Source organism: Streptomyces montanus (assembly GCF_005786655.1).
Lineage (GTDB): Bacteria > Actinomycetota > Actinomycetes > Streptomycetales > Streptomycetaceae > Streptomyces > Streptomyces sporangiiformans.
This window is the reverse complement of record NZ_VBZC01000002.1, coordinates 80,341-95,996: the sequence shown is the minus strand read 5'-3', so window position 1 is coordinate 95,996 and position 15,656 is coordinate 80,341. Positions and strand designations below refer to the sequence as shown.

Below are 15,656 nucleotides of genomic sequence, written 5' to 3'. Positions count from 1 at the left end.
CAGCACCTCCGGCACCACCTCATCCGCCGACGATTCGGCTCGGGGCGGCCAGGCATTTCGGCCGGCCGCCCCGCCATCTCAACCAGGAAGGCAGTACGACCATGAGCGAGCGGAGCGGTCAGGCGACCGCGGGGAGCATCCCGGCGGCAGGGGGCGCCGCCGTGGAGGAGAACGCCACAACAGGGGGCGCGCCCGCCCGGAAGCGGACTCTCGCGGACTCCGCCCCCACCACCACCGGCGACCGGCTGGCCGAGCGCCTGCGCCAGATCCGTGGGCGCGGCGCACTGGAGATCGGCCTGGTCTTCGTCCTGGTGCAGCTCGGCTGCACCATCTACTACCTCGTCGACCCCGTGGGCTTCCCCTACCTGGAGAAGTCGAACTTCAACGTCCTCAGCCAGAGCATCCCCGTGCTGGCGATCCTCGCCATCGGCGCCGGCGTCCTGATCATCGCCGGTGAGTTCGACCTGTCGCTCGGCGCCAACTTCACCTTCTGCGCACTGGTTTTCACGAGGTGGTACGCCGACGGGGCGAGCGCCTGGACCGCCACCGGCATGGCTGTGGTCACCGGCGTGGCGATCGCCCTGCTGAACGGCATCCTCGTCACCAAGGCCAGGATCCCCTCCTTCATCGTGACGCTCGGCATGATGCTCTTCTGGGAGGGAGCGGCTCTCTTCTACAACGGAACCACGGCCGCCCTGATGGTCCCCAGCGACACCATGAAGCAGGTCTTCACCGCCGACCTCGGCTTCTTCCGCGGTCAGGTGCTGTGGCTGCTCGGCCTTGGTGCGCTGTTCTGGCTCCTTGTGCACCGGCACCGGCTCGGCAACCACATCTTCTCGGTCGGCGGCAACCCCGCGGCCGCGCGCGCGATCTCCATCAACCCCGACCGTGTCAAGATCATCGCGTTCGGCATCCTCGGTCTGTGCGTGGCGCTCGCCGCAGTCCTGACCGCTGTCCGCACCGGTTCGATCCAGCCTGGCACCGGCCGCGGTATGGAGCTGAAGGCGATCGCGGCCGCCGTCGTCGGCGGGGTCGCGCTGTCCGGCGGCCGCGGCAGCGTCCTCGGCATGGTCCTCGGCGCGGCCCTCATCCTCACCGTGCAGGACATCCTGCTTCTCGGTGGTGCGCCCGGCTTCTACCTGGACCTCTTCGTGGGTCTGATCATCGTCGCCGCGGCCTTCTTCAACCGCATGATCGAGGGGAAGGCGAAGTGAGCGCCGCCGAGCCCACCGCCGGAAACGGAGCAACCATGTCCCCCACCGCCACCGCGGAGCGCACCGGCGAGGTGCTGCTGGAACTGTCCGGCATCACCAAGCGGTACGGAGCCAACACCGTCCTCGACGACGTCAGTTTCACCATCCACCAGGGCGAGGTCGTCGGCCTGCTCGGCGACAACGGCGCCGGCAAGTCGACCCTGGTCAAGACGATGTCCGGAGTCGTCACCGTCGAAGAGGGCGACTATCTGTGGCGCGGCGAGAGGCTGACCACGCTCAACCGCCAGGAGACCGAGAAGCGCGGCGTGGAGACGATCTTCCAGGACTCCGCCCTGGTGCCGTCCATGACCATCACCCGCAACATCTTCATGGGCCGTGAACTCACCAATGTCCTCGGGCTGCTGAGGCTGAGGAAGATGGACGAGATCGCCGCGCAGATCCTCGACAGCGTGGTCACCATCGAGGGCATCAAGAGCCCCCGCCAGCTGGTGGGTTCGCTCTCCGGCGGACAGCAGCAGGCTGTGGCGATCGCCCGCGCGGTGCACTTCAAGCGCAGTCTGCTGATCCTGGACGAGCCGACGAGCGCGCTGGCCGTCCGCGCGACCGAGGCCCTGCTCAACTACCTGCTTCAGTTGAAGCAGGAGGGCGTCAGCTCGGTGCTGGTCACGCACAACCTGCACCACGCCTACCAGATCTGCGACCGGCACATCGTGATGAACCACGGGCGCAAGATCCTCGACGTACGTCGTGAGGACACCAGCGTCGAGGAACTCACCGCCGCCGTCGTGGAAGGGCCCGAGGGCCTGCGCCGCCACCGGGAGGGCAAGCCCCTCGCCTGAGCAACTGCCGTCCCCGACAGGACCGTTCACAACAATGGCGAGGCCGGACCTGCCCGACATGATGGGCAGGCCCGGCCTCGTTTCTCCTGTCGGGGGGCGGGCTCACCTGACTCCGGCCGATGGATGCCAGCCCAGCCTGCGGGACACGGCCAGGCCGGAGGCGATGACCGCCGGCCGTACCGTCCGTAGATCGACCGATCCGGCGCCCACGACGACGGACAGGGCCGCGACGACCTCGCCGTCGGCGTTGAGGATCCGGGTGGCCACCGAGTCGACTCCAGATGTCGTCTCCTCACGAACGACGGCCAGGCCGCTCTCGCGGCACTCGGCCAGCTGTGTCCGCAGCCGCGCCGGCTCGGTGACGGTGCGCTCGGTGTACGCCGACAGGCCCTGTGCGATGACCTGCTCCACCAACTCGGGACGAGCGTGGGCGAGCAGCACCTTGCCCACGCCGGAGCAGTGCAGTGGCAGCCTCCCGCCGAGCCCCGACACGACATCCACCGCGTTGCCCGCCGACAGCCGCTCGACGAGCACGGCCTCGGTGCCCTCCAGCACCGCCAGCTGTACGTGCTGACGCAGGGCGGTGTGCAGGTCGTCCATGAACGGGAGCGCGGCCGTGCGCAGCGGAACGCTCAGCGGTGCCAGCGTGCCCAGTTGCCACAGCCGGATACCGACCGTGAACCCGCCGTCCGGTGCCCGGTCCAGCGCACCGGCCTCGACGAGTTCCAGCGCCAGTCGCCGCACTGTGGCATGGGGCAGGCCGGTCTCCCGGGTCAGGTCGGCGAGAGTGAGCCGGGACCTGCCGGGGCGGAACGCGAAGAGAACCTCGAACAGCCGTGAACTCACGCTGCGACCGGGCTGACCGGAACGGGGCATCAGTGCTCCGCTCCCGGGGGCGGCTGCCGAAAGAGGGCGTCCATTGAATGAACATAGCCGTTCTCGGCGGTGAAGTACCTCGGTGAGGATCGAGGTACTGCCGGCACGTACTGCCGGACGTTCGCCCTCCAGACAGAGGAGTGGGTGAACAGATGACCTGAGGGGCCCTCAGCAGTCGACGAGTGAGCGGTCCGTCGCCCTGCCCGGCCTGCCGGAACTCAGCCCCGGGCCGGGGTCAGCACCACGAAGTCCGCGTTCGACGGGTCGAGACAGACGGCCAGCCGACCGACACCCTCGACATCCTCCGGCCCCATCTGCACACTGCCACCGTTCTCGGTGACCTTGGCGACCGCGGCGTCGCAGTCGACAACGGCGAAAACCGGATGCCAGTACGGCCGCCCACCCGCCAGGGCGAGGTCCTCCTTGCGCATCTCCATGACGCCACCCTGCATACGCTCCTCGGGAAGATCGGCGGGGGTGACGAGGTGGTACGTACCCCCGCCGCCCGGCAGTTCCATGTCGCTGAACCGCCAACCGAAGACGCCGCCGTAGAACTCCTTCGCGGCCGCGGCGTCGCTTGTGAACAGCTCGGTCCAGGACAGCGAGCCAGGCTCGTCCACCAGCTCCACACCCTTGTTCGTGCCCGGCTGCCAGACGGCGAACTGACCCCCCGACGGATCGCTGTACTGCGCCATCCGGCCCCACTCGTCGAGGTCCATGGGTGCCACCCGCACCGTGCCGCCCAATCGCTCGACGGTCCGGGTCGTGGCGTCCGCGTCCGTGACGCCGTAGTAGATCATCCAGGCCGAGCGCGCACCCTTCTCGGTGAGCTTGCCCAGCCCGGCGACGATCTTGCCGTCCTTTCGGAACATCCCCCCTTCCATCTCCTCACCGCCGCCCTCACCCATGGACTCGTACTCCCATCCCAGTACGGCGCTGTAAAAGGAAGCGGCGGCCCGGACATCGGGAGCGCCGAGGTCGAGCCAGCAGGGACACCCCGGTGCGAAGTCACTGGTGATCATGGCAATTCCCTTCACGGATCGTGTCTCCTCAGCGTGACACCGGCCGCTGACGCACGCCCGTCGACCACACCTGTTCGAGCAGCCGTGAGCTCGCGCAAGAGTGGTACGACAAAACATCGGCGGGGAAAGGAGTCTTCCCACTCGCCACAGGCGGTCCGGCTACTGAAATCGTGACTGCTGTTACCGCTACGGACATGTCCGACATGAAATGCGGGGTATTTAAACCTCCGATCCAGGAGGCATCCCGCCCGAACCGATTGACTCCCACTGACGATTGCGTGACGAGCATGTGTGGGTCCTGTAGTCGTCAGTCCCGCGATGGCGACGTATAAGCCCGAAGGTGCCGATTCTGTCCGCTGCGGCTCTTGAAGGAGGCTTGCGGCAATAACTGTCTTGCAGTAACTACGTGAATCATGAACTTGTTCAACCGCGGCACGTCCTTCCGCCGCACGGCACCCCCCGCTGCTCCACCGCTCCCCCTCGACCCGCCGGCTCGCCCCGCTGCCGGCCTGCCGGATCCCGCCCTCGCGGCGCTGACCGGAGAGTGGGCGATCGACCCGGCGCACAGCCGGATAGGCTTCTCGGTCCGGCATGCCATGGTGACAACAGTGCGCGGGGCTTTCGCCGAGTACCAAAGTCGGCTCTACTTCGACGGCCGCGACCCCGTTCGCTCGCAGGCCGAGATCGTGCTGTCCACGGCCAGCGTCGACACCGGCGTGGAACAACGCGACGCCCACCTGGTCGGCCGTGACTTCCTGGACGCCCGCACCTATCCCCGTATGCGTTTCACCAGCACCGACGTGCAACTCGCGGGCCCCGACGTTTACCGTATGACCGGCGATCTCACCATCAAAGACACCACCCGTCCCGTAGCCCTGGAACTCACCTACATAGGACACGTCACCGACCCATTCGGGGATGAGCGGGTCGGATTCGACGGCACCACCACCATCAATCGTTCCGAATGGGGCCTGACCTACAACGCCAGGCTGGCCGAAGGCGGTGCCATGGTGAGTGACAAGGTGCGCCTCCAATTCGACATCGCTGCCATCCGCACCGCCCCCGTGAACTGACGGACGGTTCTCTTTGCCGCTCATGCGAAGGCTCGCATTCCAGGCCTCGGGCCGACGTGGCCAGGTGGAGGGCGAGGAGTTCCCGGCGGCCTAGGACGGATCGTGGGCGCGCTCGCGGTGCGGGTCGGGCAGGCGATGTGTCATGAAGGGGCTGCCGGTGGTGAACCGACTGGCACCCGGTTCGTCGCCCTCGCAGGACAGCTGCGGCGTGAGCCCCTCGGACGCGAACAGCCGGTCCAGGAGGGCCCGCTGCCAGTGGCCCGACTCGAGGTTAGTGCCGGTCAGCGGCTGCGAGGCCACACAGAAGTCGACCTCGCCGGCGCGCAGTCGGCGGGCCATCTCCTGGGCGGTCGACGTGGCGCAGGAACATCGCGCCGTACTGGTTGAGCCGGATGCGGCGGCCCTGCCGGTCGAAGAGCGGGGAGCCGAGCTCGGCCTCCAGGCGCGCGATGGTGCGGCTGAGCGAGGGCTGGGCGACGCGCAGCTCCTCCGCGGCGCGGCTGATGTGCTCGTACCGGGCGACGGCCTGGAAGTAGCGCAACTGCAGCCGGGCGGCCGGCGCCTGCTCCTGGCCCGCGCGCTAGTCGACGACCCGCCCGTCCTCGTCCTGGACGAACCCACCGAGGGACTCGACCCGGACACCGCCGCCGTGCTCGCCGACATCCTCGACGCCACCCGCGGCCGCACCACGCTCCTGGTCACCCACGAGCGGTCGGGCCTCGCCGCCGCCGACCGGATCGTGACGCTCGACCGCGGCCGGATCCGTCCCCGCGCATGACGGCCGTATCCGCTGAGCCTTTTCAACCTCAGGCTGACGTGGCCAAAGCCCGAGGGTCAGGCCGGCGTTTTTTCTTCTGGGCAGCAGCTGATGCGCAGGAGGGTGTGGAAGGCGTGGGCGGCGGCGACGAGCGTGACATGGTGGTGCCATCCGTTCCACGTTCGGCCCTCGAAGTCGGTCAGGCCCAAGGCCTGTTTCATCTCGCGGTAGTCGTGTTCGATGCGCCGGTGGAGCTTGGCGAGTCGCACGAGCGTGGTCAGTGGTGTGCTCTCGGGAAGGTTGGAGAGCCAGAACTCGAACGGTCCGGGTGCGTCGGAGGGCCATTCGGCAAGCAGCCACTGTGCGGGCATCTCCACGACTTTGCCGATCTCGGGTCCGGCGGGACGGATTCGCAGAGGGACGAAGCGCGAGTACATGTGCCTGAACCCGATGCGGCCGGTTCCGAGACGGGATCCCTCGCGCCACTGCACCGGGCGGGCCGTCTTGCGACCCGAGTCGATGACCAGCCGTTTCACTGTCTGCGGCCGGTCGGAACAGGCTGCCGCGGGATTGCGGCCGCAGCCACCGCACAAGGGCGTCTGCGTTCGCGCGGCGGCCGGGTGCGCAGCGGCCGAGTGCGCCGCGGCCAACTGCGCAGTGGCCGTCTTGGGCAGGCCCACCAGGTAGTGGAGCCCGCGTTCTTCCAGGCCGAACCGGAAAGCGGCGGCGTGCCCGTAGCCGGCGTCCGCGACGACCAGGGGAACGTCGATGCCCCAGGAACGGATCTCGTCCACCATGTCCAGGGCCAGCTGCCATTTCTCCACATGGCCGACGCCGGCGGGGATGCCGCACCGTTCACGGCGGGCGACCTTGGCGGGATCGGCCTGGGGCGATGCGGGATCCCAGGATCTGGGCAGGAACAGCCGCCAGTTGACCACCGATGACGAGCCGATGGAGGCCAGGTGGAGCGATACGCCCACCTGGCAGTTGGTGACCTTGCCCGTGGTGCCGGTGTACTGCCGGGACACGCATGCCGACGCGTCGCCGTGCTTGAGGAACCCCATGTCACCGACGATCACGGCAGTCGGCTCGACGACCGGCTGCATCTTCCGGGCCAGCCGGGCCCGGACGTGGGCAGAATCCCAAGGGCTGGAGGTGATGAAGTGAGCCAGGGCCTGGCGGTTGCCGTCCTCACCGAGCCGGGCCGCCATCGGCTCCACCGATTTCCGTTGCCCCTCCAGCAGCAATCCGCGCAGATATACCCCGCCCCAATGGCGCTGATCCGCCCGCGGGAACGGCTCCAGCACATCCGCGGCAAAATTGTCCAGTTGGCACCGGACCTCATCTAATTCCCCAGGTGTCACCCCCGGTCAACGACCCGGCCTTTCAACCGGACACGCCGGCAACTGCATCTGACCAAGTCCACTACTCATTGGTGCACGCCGGAGTGCCCCCTGACCTGCGGGTAGCGCATTCGCATACCGATTAACACATCGAAACGACATGCGATCACACGCTCTTCTCGTGCTCCCATGCCCCGCTCCTGCCGGCGCTTCGGGGGACCCACGTCGGTAAGACTGCTGGAAGTGCTCTTGGCTGCATCATCCGACCGAAGTTCCCCGACCTTTCCCGTCAGGATCGGTACTCCCATGCCTTCCCGTCTCGTGTTGCTCAAAGGTGGTCCCAGCGTTGCTCCACAGGTAGTGCAGGCGCCGTCCGGTGAAACGGGCGCTCCGGTGAAGATCGCGTACTACGGCGGCTACGAGCATTACGAATTCACCGGCGAGTTCGCCGACATCGGTGAAGGCCCGATGCCGGTGTACCGCTGGACGCGCCATCAGCCTGGAGCGGAATAGCCGGGGGCGGCTGCGCCGCCGACGGAGACCAGCGGGCTGCACAGGAACCGATGACACGACCCGCTTTCCCGTGTGCCACGAACGCACCATCACACGCCTTTGGAGGTCAGGATGAGTAATGCCGTGAGCGCGCGGGACGTCATGGTCACCGGCATGGGGTTCTGTCTGCCAGGGACCAGCCGACCAGTGTTCTCCGCGGACGACGTCTGGGACGTCGCGTCGCGTGGAGCGTCGTGCCTTGTGCATGGGGACGTCTATTACGGTGCGGTCGACTTGTCACCGGCCATGTTCGACGCGCGACTGCCGGACATCCCGCCGGCGTTCTCCCGGCACTACACCAACGCCCACAGGTACGGGCTGGTCTCGCTGGTGGAGGCCTGCTCGGACGCCGGGCTGGACTTCCGGGCAGGTGACCTGACCGGGGCAGCCGTTCTGGCCGGGCGGGGCGGCGTGGACACCAATGTGGGGCCCTACCTGGCGGTGCTCGAGGCCGATCCGCTGACGACCAGTTCGCAGGAAGCGATGGAGTTGTTCGTCCGGGGCCAGCAGGGACTCACACCGTCCGATGTCTCCCTGGTGCAATCCGCTGTCTTACGGTCGACCGGCCCGTGCTTCACCGTGTCCTGCGGATGTGCCTCGTCCGCGGTGCAGGTCGGCACCGCTCGGCAGATGATCGCCGAGGGTGTGGTCGACCTGGTCGTCGTGTCGGGCGTGGATCTCTTCGGAGTGGACGTCATCTTGAACGTCCAGCGGCTGCTGCGCTCCGCCCAGGGCGCGTACGAGGCGGTCCGGGTGGAGGGCATGCCGGAGCTCCTGCCCTCCTTCGATCGGCTGATGCGCCCGTACGACCGCCGGGCGGACTGTGTGAACCACGGCGAAGGCGCCGCGACCCTCATCCTGGAGTCCCGCGAGCACGCCGACCGGCGAGGCGCGCGCGCCTACGGTCAGGTGCTCGCGCACGCCATGACCCGCGACGGCCTGTTGAATCCGCTGGCCAGTGACGACAGCGGAGCCGCCTTGGTGGACGCCGTCCGGCAGTGTCTGGGAGACCGGTGGGACCTGTCGCAGGTGCCCTACATCCACGGCGGCAGCGACGGTGACGTGGTGGTCACCGCTTTCGAGGCGAACGCGGCCAAGCAGCTCTACGGCCCCGACAGCGACTTGCTGATGACCTCGCAGGAGGCCTGCTTCGGCCACAACGGCGCGCCGGCCGGCTGCGTCGGAGTGGCGTTGAGCCTGCTGATGATGGAGCGCGGTCAGGTGTGTCCCACGGCGAACTGCGAAGAGCCCGCCGACGGGCTGCCGTTCGATCCCGTTCCCGGCACGAACGTCAGGGCCCTCGACTTCGACTACGCGCTGACCTGCAACTACCAGATCGGCGGGGTGAAGAACGTGATTCTCGTCGGCAGCCCGAACGCCGTCTGACGCCAGAAGAGGGAGAAGCCCGTGGCACAGAACGAGCAGGATTCAGCAGCCGGTGGTGAGGGACGCATCGCCGTCATCGGTATGGGTTGCCGACTGCCCGGGGACGTCGACTCCCCATCCGGCCTGTGGCGGCTGCTGGCCGCCGGCCGCGACGCGGTCGGAGATCCGCCGCCCACTCGTACGGACATCGGGCGGACGCGGGATGCCGCGCTGCCCCGGCAGGGCGGCTGGCTGAGGGATGTCAGCGGTTTCGATGCGGCGTTCTTCGGTGTCTCCGGACGGGAGGCGGGCCTGCTCGACCCCCAGCACCGGCTCTTGCTGGAGGTGTCCTGGGAGGCCCTGGAGCATGCGGGGTTGCCACCGGACCGCCTCGTGGGAACGCCGACCGCGGTGTTCACCGGGCTGAGCTACACCGACTACATGGACCGCCTGGCAGGACACCCCAAGGAGCTGGAGGGGGCGGTCCTGACGAACGGTCACTGCGTCGCGCCAGGACGCATCTCCTATCTGCTGGGGCTGCAGGGCCCGTCGGTCGCCTTGGACACCGCGTGCTCGTCCTCGCTCGTCGCCGTGCACCTGGCGGGCCAGGCCCTGCGGAACGGCGAGTGCGATGTCGCGCTCGCCGGGGGCGTCACGTTGATGCTCGCCTCCAGAACGACACGGTCGTTCGTCCGGATGGGCATGCTCTCCCCCACGGGGCGCTGCCGCGCATTCGACGCGGCGGCCGACGGGTTCGTCCGCAGTGAGGGCTGCGCCGTCGTCGTCCTGAAGCGTCTGCGTGACGCCGTACGGGACGGTGACCGGGTGCTGGCCGTGCTCCGGGGCTCGGCCGTGAACCAGGACGGCCGGTCGGACGGCCTGGCCGCGCCATCGGCGGCGGCCCAGGAGGCACTGTTCCGTCAGGCCCTTGCCCGTGCCGGGGTGGAGCCGGGCGATGTGGGCATGATCGAGGCACACGGCACGGGCACGCCGGTCGGCGACCCGGTGGAGTTCACGAGTCTGGCCCGCGTGTACGGGAAGGGCCCGGGCCGCTGTGCGCTGGGGTCGGTGAAGACCAATCTGGGGCACCTGGAACCTGCCGCGGGAGTCACCGCTCTGCTGAAGGCGGTCATGTCCGTCCAGCAAGGTGTCGTCCCACCGAGCCTGCACTTCACCCGCTGGAACCCGGCCATCGCGGCTGAAGGCACACGCTTCTTCGTGCCCGACCGGCCGGCGGACTGGCCCACGCGGATGACGGCCCGGCTGGCCACCGTCTCCTCGTTCGGGTTCTCCGGCACGAACGCGCACGTGGTGCTGGAGCAGGCGCCTGCCGCGGCCGTGCGCCCTCTGCCCAGCCGGCGCACGGGCCGGGCGGGGTCAGGGTCGGGGGGCGCGCAGGCACATGCCCTGCTGGTGCCGGCGGGCTCGGCCGACGCGCTGCCCACGGCGGCGCGACGGCTGGCCGACTGGCTGGAGGGCGAGGGTGCGGGCGTGCCGCTCGGCGACATCGCCCATACTCTCGCGCTGCGCCGCCCTGCGGGATGCGGGCGCCTCGGCGTGGTGGCGTCCTCGCGCCCGTCGCTCGTCCGCGCCCTGCGGTCGTTCGCTGCCGGGCAGGCCGTCCCGAATGTGGTGTCGGGGGCTGTGGCGGCCGGTGTGTGCAGGCGGCCGGTGTGGGTGTTCTCCGGACAGGGCTCCCAGTGGCCGGGGATGGCCCGCAGCTTCCTCGCGCACGAACCGGCCTTCGCCGCCGCCCTGTCCGAGGTCGAGCCGCTGATCGCCGCCGAGGCCGGCTTTTCCGTACGGGACATCGTGCGGGAGGGCGAGGAGGTGACCGGGTGCGGACGAGTGCAGCCGGTGCTGTTCGCCATACAGACCGCCTTGGCCGCGACCTGGCGGGCCTACGGGGTGGAGCCCGCCGGGGTCGTGGGCCACTCGATGGGCGAGGTCGCCGCCGCGGTCGTCGCGGGGGCCCTGTCCCTGCGGGACGGCGTCCGGGTGATCTGCCGGCGCTCCGCCCTGCTGGCCCGTATCTCGGGAACCGGAGCCATGGCCACCGTCGCTCTGGGCCGTGCCGAGGTCGAGGCGGAGCTGGCATCCGCCGGCGCCTCGGCATCGGTCTCCGTCGCGGTCCTGGCCGCGCCCGGTTCCACCGTCGTCGCCGGCGACACGGCAACCATCGAGCACCTGGTCGAACGCTGGGACGCCCAGGACATCCCCGCCCGTCTGATCGCGGTCGACGTCGCGTCGCACTCCCCGCAGGTGGAGCCGCTGCTGGACGAACTGGCGGCCGCTCTGGCCGACCTCACGCCCGGCCCGCCCGTCGTGCCGTTCTACTCCACTGTGCTGGACGATCCGCGCACGGTCCCGGACTTCGACGCCGAGTACTGGTGCCACAACCTGCGTCGCCCCGTGCGGTTCACGGAAGCGGTCCGCGCGGCCGCCGCCGACCGGCACACGGTGTACGTGGAAGTGTCCCCCCACCCGATCGTCACCCGGGCCCTCACCGGCAGTCTGAGGGGAGTGGCCGACGTTCCCGTAGTCCTGCCGACACTGCGGCGCGAGGAAAACGAACAGGCAGCCTTCCGCACCCAACTCGCCGCCCTGCACTGTGCCGGCGTACCCGTCGACTGGGCCGCCCTGTATGACGGAGGCACCCTCGCGGAGGTGCCCACCATCGCCTTCGACCGCAAACAGCACTGGGTGGAACCGAGCGACCGGCCCGACGACGGCAGGCCGTCGGCGTCTCCCGGCCTGTCGGTGGACTCCGGGGCGGACGGCGTGAGGAGTTCCCTGCCCGGACTGCCCGGACTGCCCGGAGCCCACACGAAGGTACCGGGCCGTCCCGTCCGGCATACCTGGCGGGGAGAAGCCGGAACGCGCGCCCACCCATGGCTGGCCGACCACCAGGTGAACAACGCGGTGGTTCTTCCCGGAGCCGCCTACTGCGCCCTCGCCCTGACCGCCGCCTGCCAGACCTTCCACGCGCCACCGCGCGATGTCGAGGTCAGTGACATCACCTTCCATGAACTGCTTGCCCTCGCCGACCGATCAGAGATCACCATGGCGGCGGACCTGAACTCCCCGGCCCGCGCCACCTGTCAGGTCTTCGCTCGCGCAGACAGCGATCAGGACAGTGAGGACGGTCAGGACGCCGACGGTGAGGGGCAGTGGGTGCTGCATGCCAGTGCCACCCTGAGTTCGGGCGGACCACCGAGGAAGAAACCCGCCCCCGTCTCCCTGCACGCCCTGGATGCGGAACATCCCCTCGCACTGCCCGCCGCCACCCTGTACCAGCGCCTGCGCTCACGCGGCCTCTACCACGGAGACGCGTTCGCGGGACTCAGCGAAGTACGCCTGTCACCCACCGGCGACAGTGTCTGGGCGCGCGTCGGTCTCCCGGCCGCGGCCGGTCCGACGCCGGACTCCCTGCGCGTCCATCCGGTGCTGCTGGACCTTTGCGCGCAGTTGGCGGTGGCTCTGCCGACCTGCGACGACGCGGCGAGCGGCCTGGTCCTTCCCGTCCGAGCGCGGTCCCTGCGGATCCACGGTGATCCCGCCGAAGTTGTCCACGGCCACGCGGAGATCACACAGAAGCATCCCGATGGCGTCACCGCCGACATCCGGCTCCTGACCGGTGACGGACACACCGTGATCGCCCTGAACGGCCTGCGCCTGCTGCACCGCGAAGCGCATGAGGACGCGGCCGTCGACCGGTGGTTCTACACCATCGACTGGCAGAGCGCGCCCACCGGCGAAGCATCGCCCGCACGGCCGTCGGACCCCGCGCCGACCGGTACGTGGCTGGTAGTCGGCGAACAGGGCGCCCGAGCCGAAGTACTTGCGGAGGCGCTCCGCGCGTCAGGGGCCGACGCCCAGGTCCTCGCTCTCCCGGAGGACGAACACCGCGTCCCTGCCTTCCGGGCCCACCTTGCCGAGCGGGTGCCGGCCGATCCGCCGGGCGCCGTGGTGTTCCTGTGCTCGCCGGCCGACGTGCCGAAGGTGGCCGGCGCCGAGACGCCCGCTGCCGATCCCGCGGTGGACGCCCTGGAGCGCACCCGACGGCTCCTTGGCGTCGCCCAAGCCGTCGCGGACTGCGAGCGCCCTCCGAGGCTCTACGTCCTCACCCAGCAAGCCCGCGCCGTACGGCCGGGCGAGACGGACGACCCCGCCCAGAGTCCGGTCCGCGGCCTGGCCCGCGTCATGGCCCACGAGCATCCGGAGCTGCGCCCCACGCTCATCGACCTGGGACGCTCCGACGACGACCTGCGGCAGACGGCCGCTCTCCTGCTGGCCGGGGTGCCCGGAGACGAGATGGCCGTGCGCGGTGCGGACCACCACGTGGCCCAACTCGTCCCCGCCCCACTGACGGACGCCGAACGCCTGACGGCGACCGCCCGCACGGTGCGCTACGGAACGGACCGCTTCCGGCTCCGCGCGGGCCGGACCGGAGACCTCGGTTCCCTGGGTCTTGTGGTGGGCGAAGAGCGCCCACCGGGACGCGGAGAGGTGGAGTTGCGGGTACGCGCAGCGGGAGTGAACTTCCGTGACGTCCTGACCGTCATGGGCCTCCTCCCGGCCCCGGACCGGCCTACGGACCGGCGTACGGATCGGCGGCCGGACAGCGGTGACCGTATCGGTTTCGAGTGCGCGGGGACGGTGACCGCTGTCGGCCCGGGCGTCGAGCATGTCCGCGCCGGGGACACCGTCCTGGCCGTGGATCTCGCCGGGGGCGCCTTCGGCTCGTTCGCGACGGTACGCGCCGACGCCGTGGTCCCAGTGCCACCCGGCGCCGACGCCGTTGCCCTGGCGGGCATCCCGACGGCATATCTCACCGCCTGGTACTCCCTGCGCCACATGGCGCGCCTGGCCGCAGGCGAACGCGTACTCATCCACTCCGCCACCGGGGGTACGGGCCTCGCCGCCATCGCCGTTGCCCGGCATCTGGGGGCCGAGGTACTGGCCACAGCCGGGAACGACGAGAAACGCGGGTACCTGCGCGGTATGGGCGTCCGACATGTCATGGACTCCCGCTCACTGGACTTCACCGAACAGGCCCGGGAGGCGACCGGAGGCGAGGGCGTCGACGTGGTGCTCAACTCGCTCTCGGGGCCGTCGATCCGCGCCGGCCTGGAGGCACTGCGCCCCTTCGGCCGGTTCGTCGAGCTGGGTGTCCGTGACATCCTCGCCGACACCTCCCTGGGGCTGGCGCCGTTCCGGCACAACGTCACCTTCAGCACGGTCGATCTCATCGAACTCCAGCAAAGCCGCCCGAAGGTGTTCCAGGACCTCTTGGGCGAGGTCATGGACCTGTTCGCCGCGGGGCGGCTGAAGCCGCTGCCGCACCAGGAGTTCCCTCTGGCCCAGGCTACGGAGGCGTTCCGTCTCATGGCGGGCGCCGGCCACATCGGCAAGCTCGTCCTGACCGTGCCCGAACACGGTGAGACGACCGCCGTGCGCGCCGAGCCGCCTTCGCCGGTCCGCGCCGACGGCGCCTACATCATCACCGGCGGACTGCGCGGCGTGGGGCTGGCCACGGCGGCCCGCCTGGCCGAACTGGGCGCCGGGCACATCGTCCTCAACGGGCGTACGCCGCCCGGCGAGGCCACCGAAGCCCATCTGACCCGGCTCCGCGCCGCAGGTGCCCGGATCACCGTCGAACTTGGCGACGTCTCCCGGCCCGGGACAGCCGAACGGCTCGTGTCCGCCGCCACGGCGGGCGGGCTGCCGTTGCGGGGAGTGGTGCACTCGGCCATGGTCCTGGACGACGCCGTCCTCACCAACATCACCGACGAACAGCTCGAACGCGTCTGGCGGCCCAAAGTCACCGCCGCATGGCGGATCCACGAGGCCCTGACCGAACACTCGGCCGACTGGTTCGTGCTCTACTCCTCCATGGCTTCACTGCTGGGCAACCCGGGCCAGGGCGTGTACGCCGCCGCCAACGCCTGGCTGGATGCCTTCGCAGCGTGGCGGACCGACCAGGGGCTGCCCACCTCGGCCGTCAACTGGGGGCCATGGGGACAGACCGGCGTCGCAACGGACTTCGGGGGGCGCGGTTACGAAACCATTCCCACCGAGGACGGCCTGCGCGCCCTCGACGCACTGCTCACCCACCGGCGGGTGACGACCGGTGTCCTGCCCGGCCCACCGGAAACATGGATCCTGCCCAACGTCCGCAGCGCCCCCTTCTTCGCGCGCCTCGTGGACGGCCACGAGTCTCGGAGCAGCGCACCGCCGGGCGACGCGTCGTCAAGCAGCGAGCCCGCCACCGGAGCCGACGTCCGAGCCCGCCTGGCAAGCCTTGGCTCCCCTCTCGCCCGCCGTACGGCCCTGGAGGCCTATCTCGCCGAACAGATGGCCACCGTCCTCCAGTCCGGCAGCACACGACTGGACCCGCAGACGCCGCTCCGCAGCCTCGGCTTCGACTCACTGCTGTCCATGGAACTGCGCACCCGGCTGCAGGCGGCACTCGGCATCAAACTCGCGAACAACTTCGTCTGGCAGCACCCCACCATCGCGGCACTCGCCACCGGCCTGGCCGACAAGATGGGACTGGACCTGTAAAGAGCCCTCATGCGGCAACTCATCACAGCCGTGTCGACCACATCAGTA

The 15,656-nt window shown here is 69.7% G+C and carries 10 protein-coding genes and 1 pseudogene; 7 read left to right on the top strand and 4 right to left on the bottom strand.

Annotated features, from left to right (window positions below; all coding sequences use genetic code 11):
* Nucleotides 1-101 precede the first annotated feature (101 nt).
* Both FE633_RS01825 and FE633_RS01820 read left to right on the top strand, forming a co-directional pair.
* The gene (locus FE633_RS01825) at nucleotides 102-1,214 is read left to right on the top strand and encodes an ABC transporter permease (RefSeq protein ID WP_138043217.1); all 1,113 of its coding nucleotides are present in this window, start codon (nucleotides 102-104) and stop codon (nucleotides 1,212-1,214) included.
* 35 nt (nucleotides 1,215-1,249) lie between these two features.
* A complete protein-coding gene (locus FE633_RS01820) occupies nucleotides 1,250-2,053 on the top strand; it encodes an ATP-binding cassette domain-containing protein (protein WP_138043216.1) in 804 nt (267 codons plus the stop codon).
* Nucleotides 2,054-2,155: 102 nt separating this feature from the next.
* Here the strand turns inward: FE633_RS01820 and FE633_RS01815 are convergent, their stop codons facing one another.
* Nucleotides 2,156-2,899: an IclR family transcriptional regulator gene (locus tag FE633_RS01815; protein WP_342790662.1), complete on the bottom strand. Its 744-nt coding sequence runs from the start codon at nucleotides 2,897-2,899 to the stop codon at nucleotides 2,156-2,158.
* 248 nt (nucleotides 2,900-3,147) lie between these two features.
* The gene (locus tag FE633_RS01810; protein WP_138043214.1) at nucleotides 3,148-3,951 is read right to left on the bottom strand and encodes a VOC family protein; all 804 of its coding nucleotides are present in this window, start codon (nucleotides 3,949-3,951) and stop codon (nucleotides 3,148-3,150) included.
* Between the two features lie 413 nt (nucleotides 3,952-4,364).
* On the opposite strand from FE633_RS01810, the gene FE633_RS01805 reads away from it, so the two are divergent.
* Nucleotides 4,365-5,024, top strand: coding sequence for a YceI family protein (locus tag FE633_RS01805; RefSeq protein WP_138043213.1), 660 nt, complete (start codon nucleotides 4,365-4,367; stop codon nucleotides 5,022-5,024).
* Between the two features lie 150 nt (nucleotides 5,025-5,174).
* Here FE633_RS01805 and FE633_RS01800 read toward each other — a convergent pair.
* Nucleotides 5,175-5,571, bottom strand: a pseudogene (locus FE633_RS01800) (LysR family transcriptional regulator); the annotation flags it as partial.
* Here FE633_RS01800 and FE633_RS01795 point away from each other — a divergent pair.
* Nucleotides 5,530-5,802, top strand: a complete 273-nt coding sequence (locus FE633_RS01795; protein ID WP_425473132.1) for an AAA family ATPase — start codon at nucleotides 5,530-5,532, stop codon at nucleotides 5,800-5,802. The pseudogene FE633_RS01800 and the gene FE633_RS01795 sit on opposite strands and share 42 nt — an antisense overlap.
* Nucleotides 5,803-5,858: 56 nt before the next feature.
* On the opposite strand, the gene FE633_RS01790 is transcribed toward FE633_RS01795, so the two are convergent.
* Complete coding sequence (locus tag FE633_RS01790; protein ID WP_138043212.1) at nucleotides 5,859-7,145, bottom strand: IS701 family transposase; 1,287 nt, start codon at nucleotides 7,143-7,145, stop codon at nucleotides 5,859-5,861.
* Between the two features lie 285 nt (nucleotides 7,146-7,430).
* Between FE633_RS01790 and FE633_RS01785 the strand changes: the two genes are divergently transcribed.
* From FE633_RS01785 to FE633_RS01775, 3 genes are all read left to right on the top strand, one after another.
* The gene (locus FE633_RS01785; protein WP_138043211.1) at nucleotides 7,431-7,637 is read left to right on the top strand and encodes a DUF5988 family protein; all 207 of its coding nucleotides are present in this window, start codon (nucleotides 7,431-7,433) and stop codon (nucleotides 7,635-7,637) included.
* A 111-nt stretch (nucleotides 7,638-7,748) separates the two neighbouring features.
* Nucleotides 7,749-9,062, top strand: a complete 1,314-nt coding sequence (locus tag FE633_RS01780) for a beta-ketoacyl synthase N-terminal-like domain-containing protein (protein WP_246113363.1) — start codon at nucleotides 7,749-7,751, stop codon at nucleotides 9,060-9,062.
* 21 nt (nucleotides 9,063-9,083) lie between these two features.
* A complete protein-coding gene (locus FE633_RS01775) occupies nucleotides 9,084-15,608 on the top strand; it encodes a type I polyketide synthase (RefSeq protein ID WP_281291094.1) in 6,525 nt (2,174 codons plus the stop codon).
* The last annotated feature ends 48 nt before the right edge of the window (nucleotides 15,609-15,656 follow it).

Bases quoted from the DNA above. Each gene is read 5' to 3' on its own strand.
- FE633_RS01825 (WP_138043217.1), top strand. From the start codon at position 102: ATGAGCGAGCGGAGCGGTCAGGCGACCGCGGGGAGCATCCCGGCGGCA.
- FE633_RS01820 (WP_138043216.1), top strand. From the start codon at position 1,250: ATGTCCCCCACCGCCACCGCGGAGCGCACCGGCGAGGTGCTGCTGGAA.
- FE633_RS01810 (WP_138043214.1), bottom strand. From the start codon at position 3,951: ATGATCACCAGTGACTTCGCACCGGGGTGTCCCTGCTGGCTCGACCTC.
- FE633_RS01805 (WP_138043213.1), top strand. From the start codon at position 4,365: ATGAACTTGTTCAACCGCGGCACGTCCTTCCGCCGCACGGCACCCCCC.
- FE633_RS01785 (WP_138043211.1), top strand. From the start codon at position 7,431: ATGCCTTCCCGTCTCGTGTTGCTCAAAGGTGGTCCCAGCGTTGCTCCA.
- FE633_RS01780 (WP_246113363.1), top strand. From the start codon at position 7,749: ATGAGTAATGCCGTGAGCGCGCGGGACGTCATGGTCACCGGCATGGGG.